The sequence below is a fragment of the Amycolatopsis sp. NPDC000009 genome (assembly GCF_055563465.1).
Window position 1 is genome coordinate 199205 of sequence record NZ_JBVHDI010000014.1, and the last position, 26168, is coordinate 225372.

A 26168-nucleotide genomic window follows, 5' to 3' on the forward strand; every position below is an offset into this window, starting at 1 on the left:
GGGGTGGTGGCCGCGCGCGGAATTCGCGCTCTAAAGCTATCTAAGCGCTTATGGCTTCTTCGCAGCTTTAAAGTGCTTCGCCGCTTTAAGGTTGCTTCGCCGTTGCCGTTTTTCGGCAATTTTCCCCGTTGGGCCGTTCGAGCTAGCGCAGGTGTTCGATTCGGAGTAATGTCGGTGTCGTGGCCAGCAACGATGCACCTCAGGGGACGTCCACCGAGTGGTGGCGCGCCGACACCGCGACGTTGCATGCCCGCAAACAGGAACTGGAAGTCCTGAAGCGCCAAGCGGATGCGGAGCAGAATGCGATCCTCGCGGAAATCAATCGTCGCGGGGTGCGCGGGTGTTCGGGTCATTCGACGTTGGCGGGGCTGATTGTCGAGGACTTCCTGGTGTCGGACAAGGAAGCCGGCGTTCGTGCCGACCGGGTGCTGGCGCTGCATCCCGGCCCGGCTATCGGTGGGGATCCCGAGCCACCGTTGGCGCCGTTGACGGCTGAAGCCGCCGCGGAGGGCGCGATCGGCGGGTCGCAGATCGACGCGATCATCAAGACGCTCGCGCGGATCCCGTCCAGCGTGCCGGAGGAGGAGGTGCGGGCCGGGGAGAAGATCCTGGTCGCACTGGCTCGCCACGCCGGACCCCGCCAGATCATGCGCGCCGGGCGCCGCCTGCTGGACGAACTCGACCCCGACGGGAAAGAGCCGCGGAACGAGGACCCGAAAGACACCCGCCCGGAGTTGCGGTTCGTCAAGCACCGCGACGGCACCCTCGGCCTGAAAGCGCGCCTCGATTTGGAAACCTATGCGCGGTTGAAGTCTGATCTGGATCCGATGGCGAAACCGCACAAGGCGATCGACGGGGTGCGGGACTCCCGCAGCCAGGATGAGCGCTACGGGGATGCCTTCACCGACTATGTGCGGTTGAAGACCACCAGCCGCAACCTTCCCGGCCAAGCCGGCGAGGCCACCCACATTTTGGTCACCATGTCCTACGACGACCTGATCCGCGATATCGGTGAAGCCCACCTGGATCTGGTCGGGCCGATCAGCGCCACCGACGCCCGCATCCTCGCCTGCGACGCACGAGTCCGCCCCGGCGTCCTCGGCACCGCCGGAGAACCCCTCGACATCGGCCGATCGAAACGCACCGTGTCCCTAGCCCAGAAATACGCACTCACCCTTCGTGACGGCGGATGCGCCTTCCCCGGCTGTGACATGCCCGTGCCCCGCTGCACCGCCCATCACATTGTTTTCTGGCGCCACCACGGCGAAACCAAAATCGACAACCTCGTGCTGCTCTGCACCAAACACCACCGGTTGATCCACCACAGCGAATGGAAAGTCCAGATCGCCCAAGACGGACTTCCGGAATTCACCCCGCCCGCCTATCTCGACCCCACCGGGGCACCGAGGCGGAACACCATGCACCTCAGGACATAGGCCGACCTGCCGACCGTATAACGACCTACACGGCTGCGCTGAGGTGTGATGTGCCGCAACGGTATGGAACCTGCCGCCCTCTGCAAACTCCGCAACGTCGTCGAACGATGCTTCAACAGGCTCGAACAATTCCGAGGCCTGGCGACCACTACGCCGAACGAGCCGCCTGTCACCGCGCCAAAATCATCCTCCACCTCCGATGAAGAACCCTAGGCGCGCAAAAGATAGGCCCGATCCCGCAATGCCAGGGCCCGCGCTGTGGGAGTCAGCCGGACGGCCTCTTCGGCGGCGTCGGCGGCGTCTTCGAAACGGTTCATCGTCAGGAAGAGCTCCGCGAGATCGGCGCGGGTCCAGCCGAGCGCGTCGGGGTTCTCGGCGGACTCGAAGCTTTCGGCGGCCATGAGGAGCCGGAACACCGCCTCGTCGAGATCGCCGAACGCCTGCGAGAGCTTTCCGTGGGTGTACAGCACCTCGGCTTGCACCTCGGGGTTGCCGCCGGTGATGTCGCACTCGCCGATCAGGTCGAGGGCGGCCTTCGGCTCGCCTGTGAACGCCAGGATCCACACCGCCATCAGCCGGGCGCGAGCGGCGTTCACGTAGTCGAACTTCGGCAGGAAGAGGTCGATGGCCTCGCGCGCGAACGTCAGGGCTCGCAAGGGATCCTCTTCGAGGGACAGCGCGGCGCGGCGAAACGCACGCGCCGCGGGATCGGTCGGCGAGCCGGATCGGTCGCCGGCTCCGGCAAGTACACCGGAACCGGCGAGACGGCGCGCGAGCAGTTCACCTTCGGGATTCGGCAGGAGCTCGTCGAACCGTTCCCACATGATGGCCGCGAGCTCCGGATCGTCTTCGCCGCGTTCGGCCTGGGAAGCCAGTTCCTCCACGGTCGTCGGATAGATCACGAGCCGCGACCCGACCTGCCTGGTGCCGGGGAGCAACGCGGAACCCAGGTCCACTGAGACCGGCGCCGGAGCCGCGGCGAGCAACGCCCGGATCCGCTCGCTCTGCACGGAGTTCCCGTTGCGGGCGTCGAACCGGGCGGCGATCTCCAGCGCCAGGGACGCGTGGGATTCTGTCACCAAGGCCGCCGCGGCGTGGAACGCCATCGTCCCGGAGGGCGTCGATCGCCACCCGCCGTGCCGGTCGACCAATTTCCGGGCCGAAGCGTGATTTCCCGTGTATGCGCAGAACTCGACGTGCCGGGCCAGCGAGCCGAGCTCCGCGGACTCGGTCCAGAAGGCCGAATAGGATCTCCGGAACGCTTCCACCGCGTCGTCGAGCCGTCCGGCCCGGGCGAACGGGAGCATCAGTGCCGCGAGCATCGCATGCGGCTGCCGGGAGCAGTGGTCGTCGTCGGAGAAGAGTTCGACGGCGTCGTCGATGCGGCCGATCCGGAGCAGGTGGTCGATCCTCAAGCCGGTGTCGCACTGGCCGCACCGCGAGCTTTCCGCGGGGGCCTCGTACCGGACGTCCGCCTCGGTGCCGAGATGCGACGCGATGATCAGGCGGTTGTCGGGCATCGGGCCGAAGAGCCGTTCACCGTCGTCGAGCGCGGCGAGGGTGTCCGCGAGCGGAACGCGCGGGTCTTCGGCGAACGCCTCGACCAGGTAGTCGAACACCGGCCTGAGCTCGGGATCGCCGGAATCCAGACACAGGGAGAGGGGCTCGAACGCCTTCGCGGGCTCGCCGCCGAGCAGGTACGCGGTGGCGAGCCGGACGCGCGCCTCGTTCCGATGGGCGCTCAGCCCCAGCGCGTCCACGCGCCGCGTCACCTTCTCGAGCGCGGCGATCTGCCCCGGGCCCTCCCACATCCGGTCGGTGACGCGGATCTGGCGCCACAGCTGTTCTTCGGTGTCCATCACCCTCCCCCTCGGACGGGAGCCTAATCCCGGTGCCCGCCCGCCGCCTCCGGGTTTCCACCCACCCCGGACAACCCGGTTGCCCCCGCGCGCTACCCTTGACTGAACTGGCACCGATCCGGCCATCACCGGGGAGCCTCCGGAAGAACAGGGCACACGCCCTCAGTAGAACCGGACGGGTACGGCCCGTCACAGCCGTCGAATGAGCGGCCCAGCCGGAACACCACCGGCCGGGCAAGCGGGGTGGTACCGCGGAACGCGCCGGAAACGGCCGTCTCGTCCCCGTGTGGGCGCGAGCCCGTACGAGACGAACCGCGAGGAGCACCGAAGATGTATCCCAAGGCACAGGTGGACGGCGAGACCGGCGTCCCGTCTCAGCCTTCGTTCCCCGAGTCGGAAAAGCGCGTCCTCGCGTACTGGGAATCCGATCGGACCTTCCAGGCTTCGATCGACGCCCGTGACCCCGGCGTCAACGGGTCGAACGAGTACGTCTTCTACGACGGCCCGCCGTTCGCCAACGGTCTCCCGCACTACGGTCACCTGCTCACCGGGTACGTGAAGGACCTGGTGCCGCGTTACCAGACGATGAAGGGCAAGCGCGTCGAGCGCCGCTTCGGCTGGGACACCCACGGTCTGCCCGCCGAGCTCGAGGCCATGCGTCAGCTCGGGATCACCGAGAAGTCCGAGATCGACGCGATGGGCATCGACGTCTTCAACGAGGCGTGCCGCGAGTCCGTGCTGCGCTACACCGGTGAATGGCAGGACTACGTCACCCGCCAGGCCCGCTGGGTCGACTTCGACAACGACTACAAGACGCTCGACCCGTCCTACATGGAGTCGGTCATCTGGGCGTTCAAGCAGCTGTGGGACAAGGGCCTGGTCTACGAGGGCTACCGCGTCCTGCCCTACTGCTGGCGCGACGAGACCCCGCTGTCCAACCACGAGCTGCGCATGGACGACGACGTCTACGCCAGCCGTCAGGACCCGGCCGTCACGGTCGGTTTCCGCTTGGAGGGCAACGACAACGAGCTCGACGGCACCTACCTGCTGATCTGGACCACGACCCCGTGGACGCTGCCGTCCAACCTCGCGACCGCGGTGCACCCGGACGTGCGTTACGTCGTGGTGGAAAGCGACGGCAAGCGGTTCCTGCTCGCCGAAGCACGCGTCGCCGCGTACGCCCGTGAGCTCGGTGAGGAACCGACGGTCGTCGGGCACTACACCGGTACCGAGCTGCTCGGAACCCGTTACGCCCCACCGTTCCCGTACTTCGCCGGACACGAGAACGCGCACCGCGTGCTGTCCGCGGACTACGTCACCACCGAGGACGGCACCGGTGTCGTCCACATCGCGCCCGCCTACGGTGAAGAGGACAAGGTCGTCACCGACGCGGCCGGCATCGTCCCGGTCACCCCGGTGGACGCGCAGGGCAAGTTCGACGCGACCGTCTCGGACTACGAGGGCCAGCAGGTCTTCGACGCCAACCCGAACATCATCAAGGACCTCAAGAACGGCACCGGTTCCGCGGGCCGTCAGGGCGCGGTACTGCTGCGCCACGAGACCTACGAGCACCCGTACCCGCACTGCTGGCGCTGCCGCAACCCGCTGATCTACCGCGCCGTCTCGTCGTGGTTCGTCGCGGTGACCGAGTTCAAGGACCGGATGGTCGAGCTGAACCAGCAGATCACCTGGTACCCGGAGAACGTCAAGGACGGCCAGTTCGGCAAGTGGCTGGAGAACGCCCGCGACTGGTCGGTCTCCCGCAACCGGTACTTCGGCACGCCGATCCCGGTGTGGCAGTCCGACGACCCGGCGTACCCGCGCACGGACGTCTACGGCTCGCTCGACGAGATCGAGCGTGACTTCGGCGTGCGACTGGAGAACCTGCACCGGCCGTTCATCGACGAGCTGACCCGGCCCAACCCGGACGACCCGACCGGGAAGTCCACCATGCGCCGGATCGAGGACGTCCTGGACGTCTGGTTCGACTCGGGTTCGATGCCCTACGCGCAGGTGCACTATCCGTTCGAGAACACCGAGTGGTTCGAGCACCACTACCCGGGCGACTTCATCGTCGAGTACATCGGGCAGACCCGCGGGTGGTTCTACGTGCTGCACGTGCTGGCGACGGCGCTGTTCGACCGGCCGGCGTTCCGCACCTGCATCTCGCACGGGATCGTGCTCGGCTCGGACGGCCAGAAGATGTCCAAGTCGCTGCGCAACTACCCGGACGTCAACGAGGTCTTCGACCGCGACGGCTCCGACGCGATGCGCTGGTACCTGATGGCGAGCCCGATCCTGCGCGGCGGGAACCTGGTCGTCACCGACAAGGGCATCCGCGACGCCGTCCGCCAGGCCGTGCTGCCGCTGTGGAACTCGTACTACTTCCTCGCGCTCTACGCGAACGCCGAGGGCGTGGAAGGCCAGTGGCGCACGGATTCGAAGCACATCCTCGACCGGTACGTGCTGGCGAAGACGCACGAACTGGTGACCGACGTCGAGCACGCGCTCGACACCTACGACGTCGCCGGCGCGTGCGCGACCGTCCGTGACTTCCTCGAGGTGCTGACGAACTGGTACGTGCGCCGGTCGCGCGACCGGTTCTGGGCGGGCGAGCAGGACGCGATCGACACCCTGCACACCGTGCTGGAGGTGACGTCGCGGGTGGTGGCGCCGCTGCTGCCGCTGACCACCGAGGTGGTCTGGCGTGGGCTGACCGGCGGCCGTTCGGTGCACCTGACCGACTGGCCGAACGCGCTCGACCTGCCCGCCGACGCGGCGCTGGTGACGGCGATGGACCGGGTGCGCCAGGTGGCGTCCTCGGCGCTCTCGCTGCGGAAGTCGAACAAGCTGCGGGTGCGGCTGCCGCTGGCCAAGCTGGTCGTCGCCGCGCACGAGGCGGACTCGCTGCGCGACTTCACCGACATCCTGCGCGACGAGGTCAACGTCAAATCCGTCGAGCTGACCACGGACGTCGCCGCGCACGGCGGTTTCGAGGTCGCGGTGAACGCCCGTGCGGCCGGGCCGCGGCTGGGCAAGGACGTCCAGACGGTGATCAAGGCCGTCAAGGCCGGTGAGTGGACGACGTCGGAGAGCGGTGCCGTCGTGGCGGCCGGGATCGAGCTCGTCGAAGGCGAGTACGACCGGCGTCTGGTCGCCAAGGGCGGCGGCGCGGCGGCGGAACTGCCCGGCGGCGCAGGGCTGGTGCTGCTCGACACCGAGGTGACCGACGAGCTGGCGGCCGAGGGCCTCGCCCGTGACCTGGTCCGGGTCGTGCAGCAGGCCCGCCGCGACGCCGGGCTCGACGTCGCCGACCGCATCGCGCTGACGGTCGACGCGCCGGAAGACGTGGTCACGGCCGCGAAGACGCACGAGGAGTTCATCGCTTCGGAGACGTTGGCGACTTCGGTGGCCTACGGCAACGTCGCCGACGGCTCGGCCGGAACGGTCGGTGAGGGCACCAAGGTGACTGTGGCGGTCACCAAGGCCTGACTCCGCAAGTGACATGAATGGCCCCTTGATCGCGAAATTCGCGATCAAGGGGCCATTCATCGCAGTCGTGAGGTCCCGATCACCGGGATCACGAAACGGATTCGGTATAGCCGCTTTCCCGTCCGAAACGCGCCTTGCGCGGGGGAAATCGGCAGGCTGGCGCCCGGGGCGCGCGAGGGGCGCGCCGTATGGGGGAGAGCGAATCCATGAGTCCTGCCCGGAAAAGAGGCATCCTGATCGGTGCCGCACTGACCGTCGTCGCCATCGTGGTGGCCGCGGTGGTGCTGCTGGTCAAGGAGGACCGGGCGCCCGCGGCCTCCGGGGGCGGGCCGGGGGAGTCCACCGCGAACGCGCAGGACAGCCCCGCCCAGGTCGCCGGCCGGTTTCTGCGGTTGTTCGACATGGGAGACCTCACCACCGCCCCGGTCGACGATCCGGCGGCGGCCACGAGCGCACTCACCGGGACGCGAAACGCCCTCGACGGGGCCTCGGTCAAGACGTCCCTCGGCGAGGTCCCGACGACGCCGGGTGACGCGCCTTCGACGTCGGCCACCTTCCACGCCGCGTGGACTTTCGGCGGCGGCAGCGTCTGGAAATACGAAGGCAAGCTGGACCTGGTGCGCAACGCCGGGAAATGGGTCGTCCGCTGGGCGATGTCGGTGATCCATCCGAAGCTCGAAGCCGGGCAGCGGCTTTCCGTCGCCCCCGTTTCGGCCAAACCGGTCGTGGCCGACCGCGACGGCAAGGCACTGGTCGGCGGTGACGCGACGGGTGTCGCGCCGATCCTGCAGGGAGCGTTGTCCAAGGTGGCCTCCGGCGAGAACAGCGGGACCGGGGCGACCGTCACCGTGTCGCGCGTCGACGTCTCCGGCAAACCGGTCGAGACGCTTTTCGGACAGGCCGCCGACACCGGCAAACCGCTGGTTTCGACCCTGAGCGTGGCGTCCCAGAACGCCGCTCAGAAGGCTGTCGACGGATTCGGGGGGCCGGCGATCATCGTCGCGATGAAGACCTCGGGCGAACTCCTGGCGGTCGCGCAGAACGGCGCCGCCGGGAGCAGGCCGGACGCGCTCAACGGCCTGTACTCGCCGGGTTCGGCCTTCAAGATCGCCACGGCGACCGCGGCGCTGCAGCAGGGCGGGGTCTCCGCCGACTCCCCGGTGGCCTGCCCGGGCAGTGAGCAGATCGGGACACGCACGCTCAAGAACGACAACGGGTTCGACCTGGGCACCGTCTCGCTGAAAACGGCGTTCGCCGCGTCGTGCAACACGACCTTCGGGCGGCTCGCCGGGCAACTGCCCGCGGACGGCCTCGCGAAGGCCGCGAGCCAGCTCGGCCTCAACGCCGATTTCGAGATCCCGGGACTGACGACGGAGGCCGGGAAGGTGGAGCCGTCGAGCAGCGGTGACGAACAGGTCGAGGCCGGGATCGGCCAGGGCAGGGTGCAGGTCAGCCCGCTGGGCGCGGCGCTCATGGCCGCGACGGTCGCGACGGGGAAGCCGGTGGTGCCGAAGCTGTGGCAGGGGCTGGAGACCAAGGTCAACGCCGGATACCAGGCTCCGCCGGCGGCGGTGCTGAACCAGGTCCGCGCGATGATGCGCGAGGTCTGCACGACCGGGACCGCGAAGGCGCTGAAGGGCAGCGGAGCCGTCTTCGGCAAGACAGGGACGGCGCAGTTCGGCTCGGGTGCGGACGCCAACGGCTGGTTCGTCGGCTATCGCGGGGACGTGGCTTTCGCCGTCATGCTCGAAGGTTCCAACGACTCCAAACCCGCGGTGCAGCTGGCGGCGAAGTTCCTGGCAGGCTGACGGTTCGGCGGTCGCCGAACCGTGGGTCTTCTACGGTGGACGCATGGAGACGATCGCCCTGGCCGAGGTCGCGGCCGTGCTCGCCGATCCGAGCCGCGCGTCGATGTGCCTCGCGCTGCTCGACGGGCGCGCCTGGACGGTGACCGAGCTGGCGGGCGCGGCCGAGGTGGCCGCGTCGACGGCGAGCGAGCACGTCACGAAGCTGGCCGACGCGGGGTTCGTCGTGCGGGTCAAACAGGGGAGGCACAGTTACGTCCGGATAGCCGACCCCCGGGTGGCGGAGCTGATCGAGCATCTGGCGCAACACGCCGAACATCGGCCGGTGAAGGGGCTGCGGTCGTCGGTGCGGGTGAAGCGGCTCGAGTTCGCCAGGACCTGCTACGACCACCTCGCCGGGACGGTCGGCGTCGCGCTGCGAGACGGGATGCTCGCCACCGGGCTGATCGCCGAGGCAGACGGCCTGACGTTGACCGGTCGCGGGCGCGAGGTGCTCGGCGCGCTCGGGGTGGAGGTCGACGGCGGCCGCCGCCCGATGCTGCGCGACTGTCTGGATTGGACGGTCCGGCGTGATCATTTGGCGGGCCGCGTTCCTGCGGCGTTACTGTCTCACGGAGTGAGCGCCGGCTGGTTGTCCTGTGAAGGCAACCGCGCGGTGAAGGTCCTGCCCGCGGCGGAAAAGCCGTTCGCGGAACTCGGCGTCGACCTGGTAGCCCTGCGGAGTCCCTAATGGACAGTCTGTAACACAGGTTGTCCGGGTGCTTTCCGACCGGTACACGAACGTGTGACGATCACCGCCTCACTATTCTGGAGCCCTCACGGCGACCGGAACGGGAGGCGACATGGAGCAACTCCCGCTCATCCTCGGCACCGGTGGCGCCGTGCTGCTCGTCGCCGTGATCGCCGTCCGGGTGTCGATCCGGGTCGGCCTCCCTTCGCTGCTGCTGTACCTGGGGATAGGGGTCCTGCTCGGCGAAACCGGGTTCGGCATCCAGTACGACAACCCCGAGCTCACCCAGTCGCTCGGCCTCGCCGCGCTGGTGATGATCCTGTCCGAAGGTGGCCTCACCACCCGCTGGGCGGCCGTGAAACCGTCGCTGGGCATCGGAATCGCACTGTCCACAGTGGCCGTGGTGGTGAGCATCGCGGTCACCGGTGCCGCCCTGCACTGGTTACTGGGCCTGGACTGGCGGATGGCGTTGCTGTGGGGCGCGGTACTGGCCACGACCGACGCCGCCGCGGTCTTCTCGGTGCTGAGATCCGCGGGAATCGGCAAGCGGCTCGTCGGCGCGCTGGAGATCGAGTCGGGCATCAACGACGCCCCGGCCTACATCGCCGTCGTCGTCCTCGCCGAGGGCACGACCATCGACTGGTCGCTGCCGCTGCTGGTGGTCTACGAACTCGCCGCCGGGCTGGTGATCGGGCTGGCCTTCGGCTGGGGCGGCGCGTTCGCGCTGCGCCGGGCGGCGCTTCCCGCCACCGGTCTGTACCCGCTGGCCACGGTCGCGGTCTGCGTCGTGGCGTATTCGAGCGGGCAGCTCGCCCACGCGTCGGGCCTGCTCGCCACCTACGTCGCGGCCCTGGTGCTGGGGAACTCGAAGCTGCCGCACCGGTCGGACACGCTGTCGTTCGCCGAGGGGCTCGGGTGGCTCGCGCAGATCGGCCTGTTCGTGCTGCTCGGCCTGTTCGCCTCGCCGAGCAGGATCTTCGAAAGCCTGGTCCAGGGCCTGGTGGCGGGTGCGGTCGTGCTGCTGCTCGCCCGCCCGCTGTCGGTGCTGCTGTCGGCGCTGCCGTTCAAGATCCCCTGGCGAGAACAGGTGTTCCTGTCCTGGGCCGGGCTGCGCGGAGCGGTCCCGATCGTGCTCGCGCTCATCCCGCTGTCGTCCGGGGTGCCGGGCGCTCAGAAGCTGGTCGACGCGGTGTTCGTGCTGGTCATCGTGCTGACGCTGCTCCAAGGAGCGACGCTGACCCCGCTCGCGAGAGTGCTCGGGCTCGCCCAGCACGCCGAGGCGCACGAGATCGACGTCGACTCCGCGCCGCTCGACGAGATGGGCGCGGAACTCCTGCAGGTCCGCATCCACGCGGGATCGAAGATGCACGGCGTGTACCTGGCCGAACTGCGGCTGCCGGTGGGGGCGACGATCAGTCTTCTCGTCCGTGACGGCGCCGGCTTCACGCCGAACAAGAACACCAGGCTTCAGGAGCGCGACCAGTTACTCGTCGTGACCACCGCCGAAGCCCGTGACGCGGCCGAACGACGCCTGCGGGCGGTCGACCGCGCGGGCCGCCTTGCCAGGTGGAAGGGCGAATCCGGCCAGTAGGTCACGAACCGGCACCAGCTGTTCGTCGGTTGATCTCAGAAAATTCTTCCCATCCGTACTCCTTTTGGATTACTTTCCCCGCAATCGACTCCATCGAATGGGTGAGTGTCACGGGGTAAGGAGTACGCAAGGTGACGAAACTTCCTGTGCGGTTCGCTGGCCTGGGGGCCACTGTGGCACTCGTCGGAGTGGTTCTCGCCGCCCCGACGGCGACCGCCGCGCCCTCGGCCGGTGCTTTCCCCACGTTCGGACTCCCGTTCGAGACGGGCCAATCGGTGTACTCGGCGGGGATCCACTCGGACAACGGCACGTCCGGGGTGAAGAACGCCATCGACTTCAGCCCGGGTGACAAGACCGTCCGCGCCCCGCTTGCGGGCACGGTGCGGATCCAGCACTGCTCCGGCGGCGACTGGGTGACCGTCGACCACGACGGCGGCTGGCGGACCGGGTACTACCACCTGGAGAACATTTCGGTCACCGACGGCCAGAAGGTCGCCCCTGGCGACGCACTCGGCCGGACCGGCAACGCGCTGCCCTGTGGTGGCAGCAGCACCGGCGCCCACGTGCACTTCACCCTGTGGACCCTGCCCACGGCCGCCGCGCAGGGCGGCGACTCGCGCGACTTCGGCGTCGGCGCGGGCAACTGGAACGGCCTGTCCTACGACGACGTCTCGACCAAGGTCGCCGAGGCCTACGGCGAAGCCGTCGACGGCAAGACCTTCGGCGGCTGGCAGTTCACCGCGGGCACCGATCAGTACTCCGGCACCGCGACCGAGGTCTCCTCCCGCGCGACCGTCCCGCTGCCCGGCCGTTTCCGGGTCTGACCTGCCGTTGCCCGGCGCGGCGCGGCGCCGGGCAGCGGTTCTTCCCGCTTGCGGAGCACGTGAGCGGCGTCTCAAGATGCGGACGAGGGCTGGCTCGATCGGCCGCTCATCCGCTAACTTCGTCCGTAGGTCACGAGTGTCAGCGTCAAGCCCCGGCTAGCTGACCGGCAACCCTCCTTCCGCGGTGGGGTGCCCCGGGTGAGGACCTGGCTCGTCGCGTGGTGCGACGGGCAAGCGCGGGATCCTCGCCGGGTCCCCTGGCCCGGAGGATGACGATGACTCTCGCTCTCGAACGCACGAACACCCCCGCTGAAACCGTTGTCACGTACGAAATCCCGGCGGTCGCGTGCGCCGATCTGCGGGTTCCGCTGGTCACCGGCGGCGACATCGGCTACGCCAATCTCGATCACGCGGCGAGCGCCCCCTGTCTGGACAAGGTGCGTGCCGCGGTCGACGAATTCCTGCCCTGGTACGCCAGCGTGCACCGCGGCGCCGGGTTCGCGTCGCAGGTCTCGACCAAGCTTTACGAGCGCACGCGCGGAATCCTGCGTGACTTCGTCGACGCGCGGTCGACCGACACCGTCGTGTTCACCCGCAACACCACCGATTCCTTCAACCTTCTCGCGCGCAGCCTGCCGAAGCACACGGCTGTCGTCGTGTTCGACACCGAGCACCACGCCGCGCTGCTGCCGTGGAAGGGGCCGAACGTCCGCCGGATCGAAACCCCTCGGACCCGGCTCGCCGCGGTGTCCGCTGTGGACGAAGCGCTCGCGGACTGCCCGCAGGGACCGCGGCTGGTGGTGCTCACCGGTGCGTCCAACGTGACCGGGGAACTGTTGCCGGTCAAGGAGATCGCGGCCGTCGCGCGGCGGCACGGCGCCCGGATCGCGCTGGACGCGGCGCAGCTCGCGCCGCACCGGAAGATCTCGATTCGCGAACTGGACGTCGACTACGTGGCGATCTCGGGACACAAGCTGTACGCCCCTTTCGGGGCCGGCGCGCTGATCGGCCGCGCCGACTGGCTGCGCGCGGCTCAGCCGTACCTCGCCGGTGGCGGCGCGACGAAGCTCGTCAACCGTGACTCCGAGAACCTCGGCGTGGTCTGGAATTCCGGTCCCGAGCGGCACGAAGCCGGGTCGCCCAACACCGTCGGCGTCCACGCGCTCGGTGTCGCCTGCGAGACCCTGGCCGCGAACTGGGACGGCATCGTCGCCCACGAGGAGGAACTGCTGACGCGCCTGCGTCGCGGTCTCGCCGCCATCCCCGGATTCGCCGAACTGCGGCTGTTCGACGCGCCGGTCGACCGGGTCGGCACGCTCAGCTTCGTCGTCGACGGTTTCGACCCGGGCTGGCTCGCCGCGGTGTTGTCCGCGGAGTACGGAATCGGCGTGCGGGACGGCGCGTTCTGCGCGCATGTGGCGACGAAGCGGCTGATCGCCGTGGCCGGTTCCACGGGGCAGCAGGCCGTGCGGGTCAGCCTCGGCCTCGGCAGCACCACCGAGCACGTGGACCGGATCGTCCTGGCGTTGCGCCAGATCGTCGCCCGCGGCGCGCGCTGGCAGTACGAGAAGCCGGAGGGCCGCTGGGTGCCGGAGAACGACCCGCGGGAGCTTCCCCCGTTCTGCTCCTGACCCACTACCCTCACCCGGCATGGGGAACGAACGACCGCGTTACTGGTTTCCGCTGGCGTTGCTGGGTTTCGCTCAGCTGATCGTGGTGGCCTTCGGCGGGATGTGGTCCGGGGGCTGGTTCGCCTACGCGCCCGCCGGTGCCCAGCAGTTCCTGACCCAGGATCTGTATGGCGTCGGTGATGGCAAATACGCGGGCTTGTACGGGGTCGAAATGAGCCGCGCGAACGTGGCCGCACTGGACGCGTCGTTCGACATCGCCGGCCGGAACGACGGCTGGCTGTTCGCCGTCCTGGCGGTCTACCTCGGCACGGTGCTGTTCTATGCCATCCGGACGAAGGCCATGCGCTGGTGGAAGGTCGCCGCGATCGCGCTCGGCGGACTGGTCGCCATCGTGCTGGCGGATCTGGTCGGCTACTGGGAATTCGCTCTCGACGGCGACACCCGGAGCGCGATCCTGCTGACGCTCGGCCTGGCGGGGCTCGCGTGGCTGGAGCGCAGTGTGCTGGTGCTCGTCGTGGCCGCGGCGTTCGCGCTCTGCGCGGTCGTGCTCGCGCGAGGACAGCTCGCGCTGGTGCTTTCGTCGCTGGTCGTGCTCGCCGGGGCGTTCGCGGCGCTGCTGAGCAGGCCGAAGACGGCCGCCGAGGAGTCCTGAACACGCTCAGTGGACAATGGGGGAGTGAGTACAGAGCCCGAAACGGCGCCACCGTCGCCACCGCTGCCCAAGAAGCGCGTCGCCGTGGTGTTCGCCGTCGCCGCGGTGCTGTGGGGGATCGACCTCCTCACGAAGCAGATCGCCGTGTCCACGCTGGAGGGCAAGCAACCGGTCGAGTTCCTCGGCGGGCTCGTGTACTTCCAGCTGGTGCGCAACCCCGGTGCCGCCTTCTCGATGGCGACCGGGCTGACCTGGGTGCTCGCGCTGGTCGCGATCGCCGTCGTGATCGCCATCGTCTGGCTGTCCCGGCGGCTGCGCTCGGTCGGCTGGGCGATCGGCCTCGGCCTGGTGCTGGCCGGCGCGCTCGGCAACCTGACCGACCGGATCTTCCGTGCGCCCGGGCCGCTGCAGGGACACGTGGTCGACATGATCTCCGCGTTCGCGCCGAACGGGCAGGGCTGGGCGATCTTCAACGTCGCCGACTCCGCGATCTGCGTCGGCGGCGTGCTCATCGTGATCCTTTCCTTGCTGGGCAAGGACTACGACGGAACATCCACCAAGGACAAGAAGAAAGCGGCGAGCGAATGAGCGCGCGGATGTTGCCCGTTCCCGACGGGCTCGACGGCATGCGCGTCGACGCGGGGCTGGCGAAACTGCTGGGTCTTTCCCGCACTGTCGTGGCGGAACTGGCCGAATCCGGCGAGATCCTCCTCGACGGCAGGCCCGCCGGGAAGTCGGACCGGCTGACCGCCGGCGGACTGCTCGAAGTGACGCTGCCCGATCCGGCCTCGGCCATCGAGGTCGTCGCGGAACCCGTCGAAGGCATGAAGATCCTGCACGACGACGACGACATCGTGGTGATCTCGAAGCCGGTCGGCGTCGCCGTGCACCCGAGCCCCGGCTGGACCGGGCCGACCGTCGTCGGCGGGCTCGCCGCCGCCGGGCTGCGCATCGCGACCTCGGGCGCCGCCGAGCGTCAGGGCGTCGTGCACCGGCTGGACGCCGGCACCACCGGCGTGATGGTCGTGGCGAAGAGCGAGCACGCGTACACCGTGCTGAAGCGGGCGTTCAAGGAACGCACCGTCGACAAGGGCTACCACGCCATCGTGCAGGGCCACCCGGACCCGACGCGCGGCACCATCGACGCGCCGATCGACCGGCATCCCCGGCACGATTACAAGTTCGCCGTCGTCCAGGGCGGGCGGCCCAGCGTCACGCACTACGAGGTCGTCGAGGCCTTCCGCGCCGCGTCGCTGGCCCAGATCAAACTGGAGACCGGGCGCACGCACCAGATCCGCGTGCACTTCTCGGCGCTCAAGCATCCGTGCGTCGGTGACCTGACCTACGGTGCCGACCCGGTGCTGGCGCGCAAGCTCGGGCTCTCCCGGCAGTGGCTGCACGCGAAGACGCTCGGCTTCGCCCACCCGTCCGACGGGCGCTGGGTCGAGTTCGAGTCGGAGTACCCGGACGACCTGGCGAACGCGCTCCGGATCCTGCAGGACGAGAACTAGGCACGTGCCGCGTTTAGTCCTCTGAATGCGGCACGGGCGCGTCAGTCCTCGATCGACCAGGTCAGCGTGCGCTCGTCCGGCTCGGGCCGGGGAGACCAGCGCACGGCGACCACGCGGGTGGCGTCCGGCAGCACGTAGACGGTGTGCCCGCCCAGGGTCTCCCCTGGCCGGACGCCGATCTTGTGCGGCGGCCGCGAGGTCAGCGAGACCGGCGCCTTCGTGATCGGCTTGCCGTCCGCGGTGAGCAGTTCGAGGTAGTTGTCCGGGAGCGACACGAACGGGATGTTCCCGCGGTTGGTGATCTCGGTGTGCACCACGACCGACCGTTCCCCGGCTTCCAGCGAGTAGCCCGCGGCGCTGAACAGGTAGTCCGCCGGGTCCTGGACCTCGAGCAGCTGGACGGTGAGCTGCTCGCCCTCCAGGCCCTGGGTCTCCATCACGTCACCGGTCCGGCCCTTCTTGCCCTCCGGGGCGGCCTGCGGGGTGACCTGCTGTTCGTCGCCGCGCGCCCAGGACGCGGTCTGCGGGACGCCCCAGGTGCTCATCACGGGGTCGGCGGGCGCCATCGGGGGCGGCGCGAACTGCTGCGGCGGCGGGGCAGGGGGCCGCGGAGGCGGCGCCATCGGCTGACGCACCGGGGCCGACGGCGGTCCGGGGTAGCGGCCCGACGGCGTGCCGTGCACGTTGTACGCGCCCGACGGCGTCCCCTGGACGTTGTACGGCCCGGAGGGGGTGCCCTGGACGTTGTGCGGTCCCGAATGCCCAGGCGGACGCTGAGGCTGCGGAGGCTGCTGGGGCTGCTGAGGTTGCTGAGCCCACGAAGGCGGCGCGCCCGCGATGGCGGTCCGAAGCCCGTTCGGGTCGCTTTCCACGCCCACGAGCAGCGGCAATCCGCTGCCGGACAGGGCGACCAGGCGGTACGCGACCTCGCGCGGGTCCATCCCGACCTTGGCCGCGAGTTCGTGTACGGCCGCCTTGCCCAGGTCCGCGAGGGCGGCGAGCAGGCGGATGTCCACGGGATCGGTCACGGCCACGTCCGGGAACGCTACCGTCTCGCTCCCGGCGCCGCGGGGAGAGGCCGCCCGAGCGCGGCAAAACCCGGCTTCGGTAGTACCCGGTCTCCATTAGGGTCGGGTTACCGCCTCCATCGACCTCTGGGGAAAGAAAACATGAGCGAAGTCTCCGCCCTCGCCGACGAGTTCGTCGAAGCCCTCTTCGACGCCGAGCCGGTCATGCCCGCCTTGCAGGGCTTCCGTCCGGAATCGACCGGGCTCGGCGATCTCAGCGAGGCCGCGGGGGACGCCTTCCGCGCGCGGCTGGCCAGGCTCGCCGAGCGGGCCGAGGCGCTCGCCACCGACGATTTGAGCGCCGAGGAGAAGACCACCCGTGACGTCCTGATCGCGATGGCGCGGGCGAGGATCGCCCTGCTGGACTCGCGGTTCGTCGAGTTCACCGTCAGTGACCTGTTCATCTCGCCCGCCGCCGAGGTGCTCACCGTGCTGCCGATGATGTCGGTCGGGACGGGCGCGCAGGCCGAGGCGCACCTCGGGCGGATCGCCGCGATCCCGGAGTACCTGCGGCAGGCCGCGCAGCGGCACCGTGACGGCGTCGCCCGCGGCCTGGTCCCGGTCGCGTACCTCGTCGACGCCGCTGTCGCCTACCTCGACCGGCACCTCGCCGACCCGTCGGCCGATCCGCTGCTGCGCCAGCCCGCGCCCGACGAGGACTTCGAGACCCGCCGCGCCGAGCTGCTGCGTGATGTCGTCCGGCCCGCGATCGCCGAATACCGCGAGGTGCTAGCGAAGGAGATCGCGCCGCACGGCCGCCCCGAGGACAAGCCCGGCGTCTGCTGGCTGCCCGACGGCGAGCGCATCTACGCCCTCCTCGCCGAGATGCACACGACGACCGACCGCACCCCGCGCGAGCTGCACCAGACCGGGCTCGACGTGATCGCGGGGCTGGCCGCCGAGTACCGCGAGTACGGCTCCCGGGTCTTCGGCACCAGCGACCTCCAGGAGATCTTCACCAAGCTCCGCTCCGACCCGGCCCTGCGCTGGTCGGGTGCCGACGAGATGCTCGACTCCGCCCGCGCGGCCATCACCAGGGCCGAGGCCGAGGCGCCGAACTGGTTCGGCCGGATCCCGCCGCAGCCGTGGACGGTCGAGCCGGTTCCCGCCGAATCCGCGCCCGGCGCGCCCGCCGCGTACTACATGTGGCCCGCGGTCGACGGCTCCCGGCCGGGGATCTACTTCGCCAACACCCACAAGGCGGAGGAGCGGTTCCGGCACGCGGCGGAGGCGACGGCGTTCCACGAGGCCATTCCCGGCCACCACTTCCAGCTGAGCCTCGCGCAGGGCCTCACCGAACTCCCGCTGCTGCGGCGCATCGGCGACTTCACCGCCTACGCCGAGGGCTGGGGCCTGTACACCGAGCGCCTCGCCGACGAGATGGGCCTGTACTCCGACGACGTCGCGAAGCTCGGCATGCTGACCATGGATTCGATGCGCGCCGGACGGCTGGTCGTCGACACCGGGCTGCACGCGCTGGGCTGGAGCCGCCGCCAGGCCATCGACTTCCTCACCGAGAACACGCCCATGGCGCTCGTGGAGATCGAGTCCGAAGTGGACCGGTACATCGCCTTCCCCGGCCAGGCGCTGTCGTACATGGTGGGGCGGCTGGAGATCCAGCGCATCCGCGCCGCGGCCGAGCTGACACTGGGCAGCCGGTTCGACATCAAGGCCTTCCACGACGTCGTGCTCGGCGGCGGTTCGCTGCCGTTGTCGGTGCTGGACGGCGTGGTCCGCGACTGGGTCGCCGGCCACGGCGACACCCCGAACGGTCTCGCCGACGAACTGATGGAGCTCAAGTTCGAGGAGCTTCCGCTGTGGCGCTCCCTGCTCGGCCTCCCCGGCGACGAAGGCGCGCTGCCCGACCCGAGCGCGGAGGCCGCGGCCGCGCAGCGCGCGTCGGCGCTCGCCATCGCCGAGCGCGCCGAAGCCCTTGCCACCGAAGGGCTTTCCCCGGCCGAGATGGTCACCCGCGAGGTCGTGGTCCAGCAGGCGAAGGCGATGATCGACGTCATCGATTCGCGGGCGTCGGAGTTCTCGGTCAGCGACGGGCTCGCCTCGCCCGCGCTGTTCATGCTCAACGAACTTTCGGTGCTGTCGCTGAACGACGAGGAAAAGGTCCGCGGTTACCTGAAGCGGCTGGAAGGCATGGGTGCCTACCTGGACGCCCTGATCGTGCGCCAGCGCGCGGCCGCGGCCGACGGGCTGGTCCCGCCCGGCTTCCTCGTCGAAGGCGGGATCGCCTACGTGGAGCGTTATCTCGGTGACGAGGCGGGGGATCCGCTGGCGCTCACCGCGTCCGTTTCCGTGGAGGGCTACGAGACCGAACGGGACCGGCTGCTGGCCGAGGTCGTCCGGCCCGCTTACACGCGGTATCGCGACTTCCTCGCCGGCGAGCTGCGTCCCGTGGCGAAGCCCGAAACCGAGCCGGGTCTCTGCGCGCTCCCTGGCGGGCAGGAGAAGTACGCCGCGCTGATCCGCGCGCACACCTCCACCGAGCGCACCGCGCAGGATCTGCACGACACCGGTCTCGACATGATCGCGAAACTGGCGGACCAGTACCGCGAGCTCGGCGAGAAGATCTTCGGCACCAAGGATCTCGAGGAGATCTTCGAGCGGCTGCGCACCGACCCGGCCCTGCGCTGGCGGGACGGCGACGAACTGCTCGACGCCGCGCGTGACGCCATCACCCGCGCCGAAGCCGTCGCCCCGCAGTGGTTCTCGACCGTGCCCGAGGAGCGGTGCCAGGTCGAGCCGGTCCCGCCCGCGGAGGCGCCCGGCGGCACGCTGGCGTACTACATCGAGGCGTCGCTCGACGGCTCGCGGCCGGGCACCTACTACGCGAACACCCACGAGGCCGAGCAGCGCCCCAAGCACACGAGCGAGGCGATCGCATTCCACGAAGCGGTGCCGGGGCACCACTTCCAGATCTGCATCGCGCACAAGCTCAAGGGCCTGCCGATGTTGCGCGGGCACGCCGACGTCAACGCCTATGTCGAAGGCTGGGGTCTCTACTCGGAGCGGCTCGCCGACGAGATGGGCCTGTACTCCAGCGACCTGACCAGGTTCGGCATGCTCACCCAGGATTCGATGCGCGCCGGGCGGCTCGTCGTCGACACCGGGATGCACGCGCTCGGCTGGAGCCGTCAGCAGGCCGTCGACTATCTGGCCGAGAACACGCCGATGGCCAGGGTCGAGATCGAGGCCGAGATCGACCGCTACGCCGCCGTTCCGGGGCAGGCGCTGTCGTACATGGTGGGACGGCTGGAGATCGAGCGGATCCGGGCCGAGGCCGAAGCCGCGCTCGGCGACCGGTTCGACATCAAGGGTTTCCACGAGGTCGTGTTGAGCAACGGGATCCTGCCGCTGCGCGTGCTGGACGACGTGGTGAAGGCCTGGGTGGCCGCGCAGTGAGCCGGGCCACAGGCGAAAGGCGGCGTCCCGGCGCATACTGTCGCTAAGCAACCGCTCAGTAACCTGCTAGGAGATGCCGATGAGGATCGGGACCGCGATCAGCTACGCCGGTGGTTTCGCCGACAGCGTGGCGGACATCGTCGAGCTGGAGAAGGCCGGGCTGGACATCGTCTTCGTCCCCGAGGCCTATTCGTTCGACGCGGTCAGCCAGCTCGGCTACGTCGCGGCGAAGACCGAACGGGTCCAGATCGCGTCGGGCATCTTCCAGATCTACACGCGGACGCCGACGCTGACCGCGATGACCGCCGCCGGGCTCGACTTCGTCTCCGACGGCCGGTTCACGCTCGGCATCGGCGCGTCGGGTCCGCAGGTCATCGAGGGTTTCCATGGCGTGAAGTACGACGCGCCGCTCGGCAGGACCCGCGAGATCATCGACATCTGCCGTCAGGTGTGGCGGCGGGAGAAGGTGGTGCACTCCGGCACGCACTACTCGATCCCGCTGCCACCCGAGCAGGGCACGGGCCTCGGCAAACCGCTGAAGCTGATCAACCACCCGGTGCGCGCGCGGATCCCGATCCTGCTGGCCTCGATCGGCCCGAAGAACGTCGCGCTCACCGCCGAACTCGCCGAGGGCTGGGAGCCGATCTTCTTCCACCCCGAGAAGGCCGCCGAGGTCTGGGGCGCGTCGCTGGCCGAGGGCAAGGCGAAGCGCGACCCGTCGCTGGGCGAGCTGGACACCTTCGTCGGCACCGCGCTGGCGATCGGTGACGACGTCGAAGGGATGCTGGACCACCTGCGCGGCATGCTGGCGCTCTACATCGGCGGCATGGGCGCGCGCGGCAAGAACTTCTACAACAGTCTCGCTCAGCGGTACGGCTACGAGGCCGAAGCGAAGCTCATCCAGGACCTCTACCTGGACGGCAAGAAGGACGAGGCCGCCGCCGCGGTGCCGAAGGAGCTGATCAGGGCGATCTCGCTGATCGGGCCGGAGGGCTACATCAAGGAGCGCCTCGCCGCCTTCCGCGAGGCCGGTGCGACCACGCTGGTGGTCAACCCGCTCCTGCCCGGTCGTGAAGCTCGCGTGGCTCAGGTTTCGAAGCTTCGCGAACTCGTCGATTAGGCACGCAGGGGAGGCGAACCTCTCACCTGTATCGATAAGGTATGCTTGACCTGCGCCGGTGTACCCCCTTCGTGGTCAAAAAACGCCATCCCGGTGGAAAGAGCACGTAAACCACGCCTGAACGGACGGAAAATCCGCCATTATCAGGAGTGAAAGCGAGACCTCGGGGGAATCCGTTCGCGACGAAGGTGAGGTGCCTCGCGTGCGCAAGCAGATCGGCGAGCCGTCCGCCGCGGTCCTCGACGTCGGGTCGTTCAGTGCGCGGCTGGTGGTTCTGGCCAAGGGTGGTTCGCCGCTCGACCCCGCGCTGAGCCACCAGACGCGGCTGCGGTTGGACCGGGAACTCGACGATGACGGGAACCTGACCCGGCGTGGTATCGACGCGGTCGCTTCCGCGGTCGAGGCGGGGATGACGATGGCCGCCAAGCACGGCGTCGAAGGCGTGTACCCGCTCGCCACCTCGTCCATCCGCGACGCGAGCAACGTCAAGCAGGTCGTCCGCGACGTCGCGAAGGCCACCGGGGTCAAGCTGCGGTTCCTCACCGGCCGCCGCGAGGCCGAACTGGCCTACGTCGGCGCGCGCCGATGGTACGGCGCTTCCGCCGGCGGGCTGCTGGTGCTCGACATCGGCGGCGGGACCGTCGAGCTCGCCGCGGGGGACGCCGAGGAGGCCGGGTTCGCGCATTCCCTGCCGCTCGGCGCGCGGTCCCTGACCCGCGACTGGTTCGCCACCGAATGCCCGTCGCCCAAGGTCGTGCGGGCGGTGCGGGAACACGTGCTCGACGAGGTCCGCGACGCGATGCAGGACGTCCTCCCGCATATTCGCGACCATCGCGCCGTCGGCTGCTCCAAGGTGCTGCGGCAGCTCGCCCGGCTCGCCGGGGACCGGCCGTCCCGCGCCAGGGAACTGCACCTCGACGACCTCCGCGCGTGGATCCCGCGGCTGGCGAAGCTGCCCGCGAAACGCCGCGCCGAGCTGCCGGGTATCTCGCGGCAACGCTCCCACCAGGCGCTCGCGGGGGCGATCGTCGCCGAGGCGCTGCTGACGCTGGCCGGCGGCCAGGTCGCCATCTGCCCGTGGTCCACCAGGGACGGGCTGCTGCTCGGCATGCTCGACGGGCTGGTCACACCGGAGGGTGAACCGGCGAAAGCCGCCTGAAGACTGGCGCATCCGGCCGCGAGCGGGTACCCCGGACACATGAGGGAAAGCAAGAAGAGCTTCGGGCAGGACGAAGAAGAAGACCTCGACGACCTTCGCGGGATCCAGCCGAAGACCGACGTGCCCAGCGCGCCCAACCCCGACATCGGCCCGCACGGCACAAAGGAGGTCGACGGCGTGCCGGGCAGCGGCGAGGTGCCGGTCGAGCCGCCGGACTGAGCGATCACCCGTCCTTCGGCTGCCTCCGCGCCGGCGCGCGGCCCGCGGGCTGCACCGGCGCCGGACCCGGATCGATCGCCGGGATCGGCAGCCGCACCGGCTCGGCGGTCACCGTGAACGTCTCGCCGTGGTGCGCCAGTTCCAGCGGTTCCCCGGTGATCACGTGGTACGTCGCGCCCTCGCCGTCGATCTCGACCTGGAACCTGGTGCCGCGGAAGGTCAGCCGGAACGCGATCCGCCGGAGCTGCGGCGGCAGCCTCGGCGCGAAGGTCAGCCTGCCGCCGTAGTCGCGCAGGCCGCCGAAACCGGCGACGGTGCCCTGCCACGCGCCCGCCAGCGAGGCCAGGTGCAGGCCGTTGCGGACGTTGTTGTGCACGTCGTGCATGTCGGTGAGCGCCGCCTCGGCGAGGTAGTCGTAGGCCAGTTCGAGATGCCCGACCTCGGCCGCCACCACCGCCTGCGTTCCCGCCGACAGCGAGGAATCCCGCACGGTCCGCGCCTCGTAGTACGCGAAGTCACGCGCCTTTTCCTCGGGGGTGAAGGAATCCCCGCACAGATGCAGCGCGAGCACGAGATCGGCCTGCTTGACCACCTGCTTGCGGTACAGGTCGAAGTACGGATAGTTGAGCAGCAGCGGGTAGAAATCGAGATCCGTCGCCTCGAAATCCCACTCGTCGTGCTCCAGGAACCCTTCGGACTGCGGATGTACGCCGAGATCCTCGTCGTAGGGCACCAGCATCGCGTCGGCGGCTTTGCGCCACAACGCGACCTCGTCCGCGCCGACCTCGAACCGCCGGGCGACGTCGTCGTGCTGGCCGACGATTTCGGCGGCGTAGAACAGGTTCCGGCGGGCCATCAGGTTCGTGTAGACGTTGTTGTCCGCCACCGCGGAGTATTCGTCCGGTCCGGTGACGCCGTCGATCCGGAACCGGCCCCGCCGGTCGAAATGCCCGAGTGACAACCACAACCGCGCGGTTTCGAGGAGCAGTTCCGCGCCGCAGGTCCGCATGAACTCGTCGTCGCCGGTGGCGTTGAGGTACCGCACGACGGCGTCGGAGATGTCCGCGCTGACGTGGAACGCCGCCGTGCCCGCCGGCCAGTAGGCGGAGCACTCCGCGCCATTGATGGACCGCCAGGGGAACGCCGCGCCGTGCAAACCCAGCTGTGCCGCCCTTTCCCGTGCTTTGTCCAAAGTGGAGTGACGCCAGCGCAGCGCGTCGCGGGCGGCGTCCGGGATGCTGTAGGTGAGCACGGGCAGGACGAAGGTCTCGGTGTCCCAGAACGCGTGCCCGTCGTAACCCGGGCCGGTCAGCCCCTTGCCCGCCAGCGCCCTCGTTTCGCCGCGGGCCCCGGCCTGCAGGAGGTGGAAGAGCGCGAACCGCACGGCCTGCTGCAGTTCCGGGTCGCCGTCGATCTCGATGTCCGAGGTCTCCCAGAAGTCGTCGAGGAACTCCTTCTGCTCGGCGAGCAGCCCCTTCCAGCCGGTCTGGCGGGCCCCGGCCAGCGCGGCCTCGACCTGAGCGCGCACAGCGGGCACCGAACGCTGCGCGGACCAGCCGTAGGCGAGGAACTTGGTGATCCGCAGCCGCCCGCCCTTGGGCACGTCGACGGCGATGGTGAGCCGCGCGAGATCTTCCTCGGCCTCGATATGCGTGCGCACGCCGTCGGAGACGTCGATCTTGTGGTCCATCGCGGCGGCCATCCGCAACCCGGACCGCCGGGTCTGGTGCACCAGTACCGCGTGATACGCCTCCGCGTGGTGGTATTCCCCGACCAGCGGCGACTCCAGTGCCGCCGCGACCCGCGGGTCGCGCGTGTCGGACTCGATCGGTTCGTTCGCCAGGAGATCCGACTGCACCACCAGCTGGAGTTCGTCGTCGAGCGGTTCGACCTCGTACCTGATCGCGGCGACGGCCCGCTGGGTGAAGGAGACCAGACGTTCGGTCTTCACCCGGACGCGGCGGCCGGTCGGTGAGGACCAGACGGTGTCGCGTGCGAGTGTGCCCTTCCGGAAGTCGAGGACCCGGTCGTGTTCGGTCGCCTGGCCGTACCGCATGTCGAGTGGTTCGTCCTCGACCAGCAGCCGGATGACCTTGCCGTCGGTCACGTTCACCACGGTCTGCCCCTCTTCGGGGTAGCCGTAACCGGTTTCCGCGTAAGGAAGATCGTGCTGTTCGTAGAAACCGTTGAGGTAGGTGCCGGGCAGCCCGCGCGGCTCCGCCTCCTCCAGCGTGCCGCGCAGGCCGATGTGCCCGTTGGACACCGCGAACGCCGATTCGGTGCGCTGCAGCGCGTCGACGTCCATTCCGTGCCAGCGCAGCTCCCAGGGCGCGACCTCGTAGCCGCGGAGAAGCGATTCGGTCACTTGCGGTCCTCCAGGAGTTCGGCGAGGTCCTCCACCACGACGTCGGCGCCGTGCGCGAGCAGCTCGCCCGCGTGGTGCGCACGGTTGACCCCGATCACGTAACCGAAACCGCCGTCCTTGCCCGCCTGCACGCCCGCGAGGGCGTCCTCGAAGACGGCCGCGTTCGCCGGTGCGACACCGAACGCTTCGGCGCCGGCGAGGAACGAATCGGGGGCGGGTTTGCCGCGCAGGTTCCTCTCGGCGATCACGATCCCGTCGATCCGCGTTTCGACGAACTTGGTCAGGCCGGCGGCGTCGAGCACCTTCGCGCCGTTGGCCGACGAGGTGACGACGCCGATGCGCAGTCCGGCCGCTTTCGCCGCCTCCAGATATCGCACGGAACCCGGATACGGGGTCACGCCCTCGTCCTCGATGATCTTCAGCACCAGCTGGTTCTTCCGGTTCCCGATCCCGTTGACGGTGGCGGCGTCGATTCCGTCGTCCGGGCTTCCCTCGGGCAGTTCGATCCCGCGAGAGGTGAGGAACGTGCGGACGCCGTCGGCCCTCGGCCGTCCGTCGACGTAGGCCGCGTAGTCGGTGTCGGTGAACGGCGAGAACGCGTCGCCGTCGCGGGCGCGCAGGAATTCGTCGAACGTGCGCTTCCACGCCGCGCGATGCTGGGCCGCGGTTCCGGTCAGCACGCCGTCGAGGTCGAAGAGACAGGCCGTGATGGTGTCGGGCAGACCGATCATGCTTGGCAACGCTACCCGCGCTCGCCGGTGCCCGCTCGGCTTCGCCAGGCGGCGCGGATCACGAGCCCTAGAACATTCGCGCGCCGGGCGGCACCGGCTGCTTGACGTCCCAGTGCTCCACGATGAGCCCGTCCGCCACGCGCACGATGTCGACGACGGCCGCACCGGATTCCTCACCCGGCCGGACGACGTGCAGGTGCACGACGACATGCTCGTCGTCGGCGATGACGCGTTTCACTTCGACGTCCGCGTCCGCCATCGGTGAATTCCGCATGGCTTCGACGAAAGCGTCGCGGCCGGACGGGAATCCCGGGCTGTGCGTGACGAAATCCGGGTGCACGTTCTTGCCCGCGGCGGCGAAGTCCTTGCGTACGAACAGGTTCTCGAAGCAGTCGAGGACGATCTTCTTGGCTGTGGTCATGAGAACATCGTGCCCCCGCTGTCGATTACCGCGGAGGTAATGCCTTAGAGCCTGTCTTTGATGCCGGTTGTGGGTATGGGTCGGGCCTCTGCTAGTGATCTTGACACCACATCACGATCATTCCCAGCAGAGGCCCGGTCT

The 26168-nt window shown here is 69.4% G+C and carries 19 protein-coding genes and 1 riboswitch; of the genes, 14 read left to right on the plus strand and 5 right to left on the minus strand.

Going from position 1 to position 26168, the window contains the following annotated elements:
• The first annotated feature begins 179 nt into the window (after nucleotides 1-179).
• The gene (locus tag ACZ3HL_RS30920; protein WP_465535017.1) at nucleotides 180-1436 is read left to right on the plus strand and encodes an HNH endonuclease signature motif containing protein; all 1257 of its coding nucleotides are present in this window, start codon (nucleotides 180-182) and stop codon (nucleotides 1434-1436) included.
• Nucleotides 1437-1645: 209 nt separating this feature from the next.
• Here the strand turns inward: ACZ3HL_RS30920 and ACZ3HL_RS30925 are convergent, their stop codons facing one another.
• Complete coding sequence (locus tag ACZ3HL_RS30925) at nucleotides 1646-3295, minus strand: hypothetical protein (protein ID WP_465535018.1); 1650 nt, start codon at nucleotides 3293-3295, stop codon at nucleotides 1646-1648.
• Between the two features lie 330 nt (nucleotides 3296-3625).
• Between ACZ3HL_RS30925 and ileS the strand changes: the two genes are divergently transcribed.
• The 9 genes from ileS (at nucleotide 3626) to ACZ3HL_RS30970 (ending at nucleotide 15531) form a co-directional block, all read left to right on the plus strand.
• Nucleotides 3626-6787 (plus strand): isoleucine--tRNA ligase, encoded by a 3162-nt coding sequence (ileS, locus tag ACZ3HL_RS30930; protein ID WP_465535019.1) that lies wholly within the window; start codon nucleotides 3626-3628, stop codon nucleotides 6785-6787.
• Nucleotides 6788-6993: 206 nt separating this feature from the next.
• Nucleotides 6994-8595 carry a penicillin-binding transpeptidase domain-containing protein gene (locus tag ACZ3HL_RS30935; protein ID WP_465535020.1) on the plus strand — a complete coding sequence of 534 codons (1602 nt, stop codon included), beginning with the start codon at nucleotides 6994-6996 and terminating at the stop codon, nucleotides 8593-8595.
• A 43-nt stretch (nucleotides 8596-8638) separates the two neighbouring features.
• A complete protein-coding gene (locus ACZ3HL_RS30940) occupies nucleotides 8639-9322 on the plus strand; it encodes an ArsR/SmtB family transcription factor (RefSeq protein ID WP_465535021.1) in 684 nt (227 codons plus the stop codon).
• 112 nt (nucleotides 9323-9434) lie between these two features.
• Nucleotides 9435-10913: a potassium/proton antiporter gene (locus ACZ3HL_RS30945; RefSeq protein ID WP_465418698.1), complete on the plus strand. Its 1479-nt coding sequence runs from the start codon at nucleotides 9435-9437 to the stop codon at nucleotides 10911-10913.
• 131 nt (nucleotides 10914-11044) lie between these two features.
• Nucleotides 11045-11737: a M23 family metallopeptidase gene (locus ACZ3HL_RS30950; protein ID WP_465535022.1), complete on the plus strand. Its 693-nt coding sequence runs from the start codon at nucleotides 11045-11047 to the stop codon at nucleotides 11735-11737.
• A gap of 128 nt (nucleotides 11738-11865) precedes the next feature.
• Nucleotides 11866-11980, plus strand: a riboswitch (SAM riboswitch).
• 32 nt (nucleotides 11981-12012) lie between these two features.
• On the plus strand, nucleotides 12013-13368 hold the full coding sequence (locus ACZ3HL_RS30955) for an aminotransferase class V-fold PLP-dependent enzyme (protein ID WP_465535023.1): 1356 nt from the start codon (nucleotides 12013-12015) through the stop codon (nucleotides 13366-13368).
• 19 nt (nucleotides 13369-13387) lie between these two features.
• Nucleotides 13388-14020 (plus strand): hypothetical protein, encoded by a 633-nt coding sequence (locus tag ACZ3HL_RS30960; RefSeq protein WP_465535024.1) that lies wholly within the window; start codon nucleotides 13388-13390, stop codon nucleotides 14018-14020.
• 24 nt (nucleotides 14021-14044) lie between these two features.
• Entirely contained in the window at nucleotides 14045-14608 is a 564-nt protein-coding gene (gene lspA, locus ACZ3HL_RS30965; RefSeq protein WP_034319164.1) for a signal peptidase II, read from the plus strand.
• Nucleotides 14605-15531 carry an RluA family pseudouridine synthase gene (locus ACZ3HL_RS30970; protein WP_457952568.1) on the plus strand — a complete coding sequence of 309 codons (927 nt, stop codon included), beginning with the start codon at nucleotides 14605-14607 and terminating at the stop codon, nucleotides 15529-15531. The genes lspA and ACZ3HL_RS30970 overlap by 4 nt, the downstream gene beginning before the upstream one ends.
• A 41-nt stretch (nucleotides 15532-15572) precedes the next feature.
• On the opposite strand, the gene ACZ3HL_RS30975 is transcribed toward ACZ3HL_RS30970, so the two are convergent.
• Nucleotides 15573-16565 (minus strand): AsnC family protein, encoded by a 993-nt coding sequence (locus ACZ3HL_RS30975; RefSeq protein WP_465535025.1) that lies wholly within the window; start codon nucleotides 16563-16565, stop codon nucleotides 15573-15575.
• Between the two features lie 135 nt (nucleotides 16566-16700).
• On the opposite strand from ACZ3HL_RS30975, the gene ACZ3HL_RS30980 reads away from it, so the two are divergent.
• From ACZ3HL_RS30980 to ACZ3HL_RS30995, 4 genes are all read left to right on the plus strand, one after another.
• Nucleotides 16701-20012: a DUF885 domain-containing protein gene (locus ACZ3HL_RS30980; RefSeq protein WP_465535026.1), complete on the plus strand. Its 3312-nt coding sequence runs from the start codon at nucleotides 16701-16703 to the stop codon at nucleotides 20010-20012.
• A 79-nt stretch (nucleotides 20013-20091) separates the two neighbouring features.
• Entirely contained in the window at nucleotides 20092-21132 is a 1041-nt protein-coding gene (locus ACZ3HL_RS30985; protein WP_465418685.1) for an LLM class F420-dependent oxidoreductase, read from the plus strand.
• Between the two features lie 202 nt (nucleotides 21133-21334).
• Nucleotides 21335-22291 carry a Ppx/GppA phosphatase family protein gene (locus ACZ3HL_RS30990; protein ID WP_465535027.1) on the plus strand — a complete coding sequence of 319 codons (957 nt, stop codon included), beginning with the start codon at nucleotides 21335-21337 and terminating at the stop codon, nucleotides 22289-22291.
• Between the two features lie 39 nt (nucleotides 22292-22330).
• On the plus strand, nucleotides 22331-22510 hold the full coding sequence (locus ACZ3HL_RS30995) for a hypothetical protein (RefSeq protein WP_378443364.1): 180 nt from the start codon (nucleotides 22331-22333) through the stop codon (nucleotides 22508-22510).
• Between the two features lie 4 nt (nucleotides 22511-22514).
• On the opposite strand, the gene ACZ3HL_RS31000 is transcribed toward ACZ3HL_RS30995, so the two are convergent.
• From ACZ3HL_RS31000 to ACZ3HL_RS31010, 3 genes are all read right to left on the minus strand, one after another.
• Nucleotides 22515-24875 (minus strand): glycoside hydrolase family 65 protein, encoded by a 2361-nt coding sequence (locus tag ACZ3HL_RS31000; RefSeq protein WP_465535028.1) that lies wholly within the window; start codon nucleotides 24873-24875, stop codon nucleotides 22515-22517.
• Nucleotides 24872-25606 (minus strand): HAD family hydrolase, encoded by a 735-nt coding sequence (locus ACZ3HL_RS31005; RefSeq protein ID WP_465535029.1) that lies wholly within the window; start codon nucleotides 25604-25606, stop codon nucleotides 24872-24874. Before ACZ3HL_RS31005 ends, ACZ3HL_RS31000 begins: the two co-directional genes overlap by 4 nt.
• A gap of 67 nt (nucleotides 25607-25673) precedes the next feature.
• Nucleotides 25674-26027, minus strand: coding sequence for a nuclear transport factor 2 family protein (locus tag ACZ3HL_RS31010; protein WP_465535030.1), 354 nt, complete (start codon nucleotides 26025-26027; stop codon nucleotides 25674-25676).
• Nucleotides 26028-26168 lie beyond the last annotated feature (141 nt).

Excerpts from the sequence above, each read along its gene's own strand:
- ACZ3HL_RS30925 (WP_465535018.1), bottom strand. The coding sequence starts at position 3,295 with ATGGACACCGAAGAACAGCTGTGGCGCCAGATCCGCGTCACCGACCGG.
- ileS (WP_465535019.1), top strand. The coding sequence starts at position 3,626 with ATGTATCCCAAGGCACAGGTGGACGGCGAGACCGGCGTCCCGTCTCAG.
- ACZ3HL_RS30935 (WP_465535020.1), top strand. The coding sequence starts at position 6,994 with ATGAGTCCTGCCCGGAAAAGAGGCATCCTGATCGGTGCCGCACTGACC.
- ACZ3HL_RS30940 (WP_465535021.1), top strand. The coding sequence starts at position 8,639 with ATGGAGACGATCGCCCTGGCCGAGGTCGCGGCCGTGCTCGCCGATCCG.
- ACZ3HL_RS30945 (WP_465418698.1), top strand. The coding sequence starts at position 9,435 with ATGGAGCAACTCCCGCTCATCCTCGGCACCGGTGGCGCCGTGCTGCTC.
- ACZ3HL_RS30955 (WP_465535023.1), top strand. The coding sequence starts at position 12,013 with ATGACTCTCGCTCTCGAACGCACGAACACCCCCGCTGAAACCGTTGTC.
- ACZ3HL_RS30960 (WP_465535024.1), top strand. The coding sequence starts at position 13,388 with ATGGGGAACGAACGACCGCGTTACTGGTTTCCGCTGGCGTTGCTGGGT.
- ACZ3HL_RS30970 (WP_457952568.1), top strand. The coding sequence starts at position 14,605 with ATGAGCGCGCGGATGTTGCCCGTTCCCGACGGGCTCGACGGCATGCGC.
- ACZ3HL_RS30980 (WP_465535026.1), top strand. The coding sequence starts at position 16,701 with ATGAGCGAAGTCTCCGCCCTCGCCGACGAGTTCGTCGAAGCCCTCTTC.
- ACZ3HL_RS30985 (WP_465418685.1), top strand. The coding sequence starts at position 20,092 with ATGAGGATCGGGACCGCGATCAGCTACGCCGGTGGTTTCGCCGACAGC.
- ACZ3HL_RS30995 (WP_378443364.1), top strand. The coding sequence starts at position 22,331 with ATGAGGGAAAGCAAGAAGAGCTTCGGGCAGGACGAAGAAGAAGACCTC.
- ACZ3HL_RS31005 (WP_465535029.1), bottom strand. The coding sequence starts at position 25,606 with ATGATCGGTCTGCCCGACACCATCACGGCCTGTCTCTTCGACCTCGAC.
- ACZ3HL_RS31010 (WP_465535030.1), bottom strand. The coding sequence starts at position 26,027 with ATGACCACAGCCAAGAAGATCGTCCTCGACTGCTTCGAGAACCTGTTC.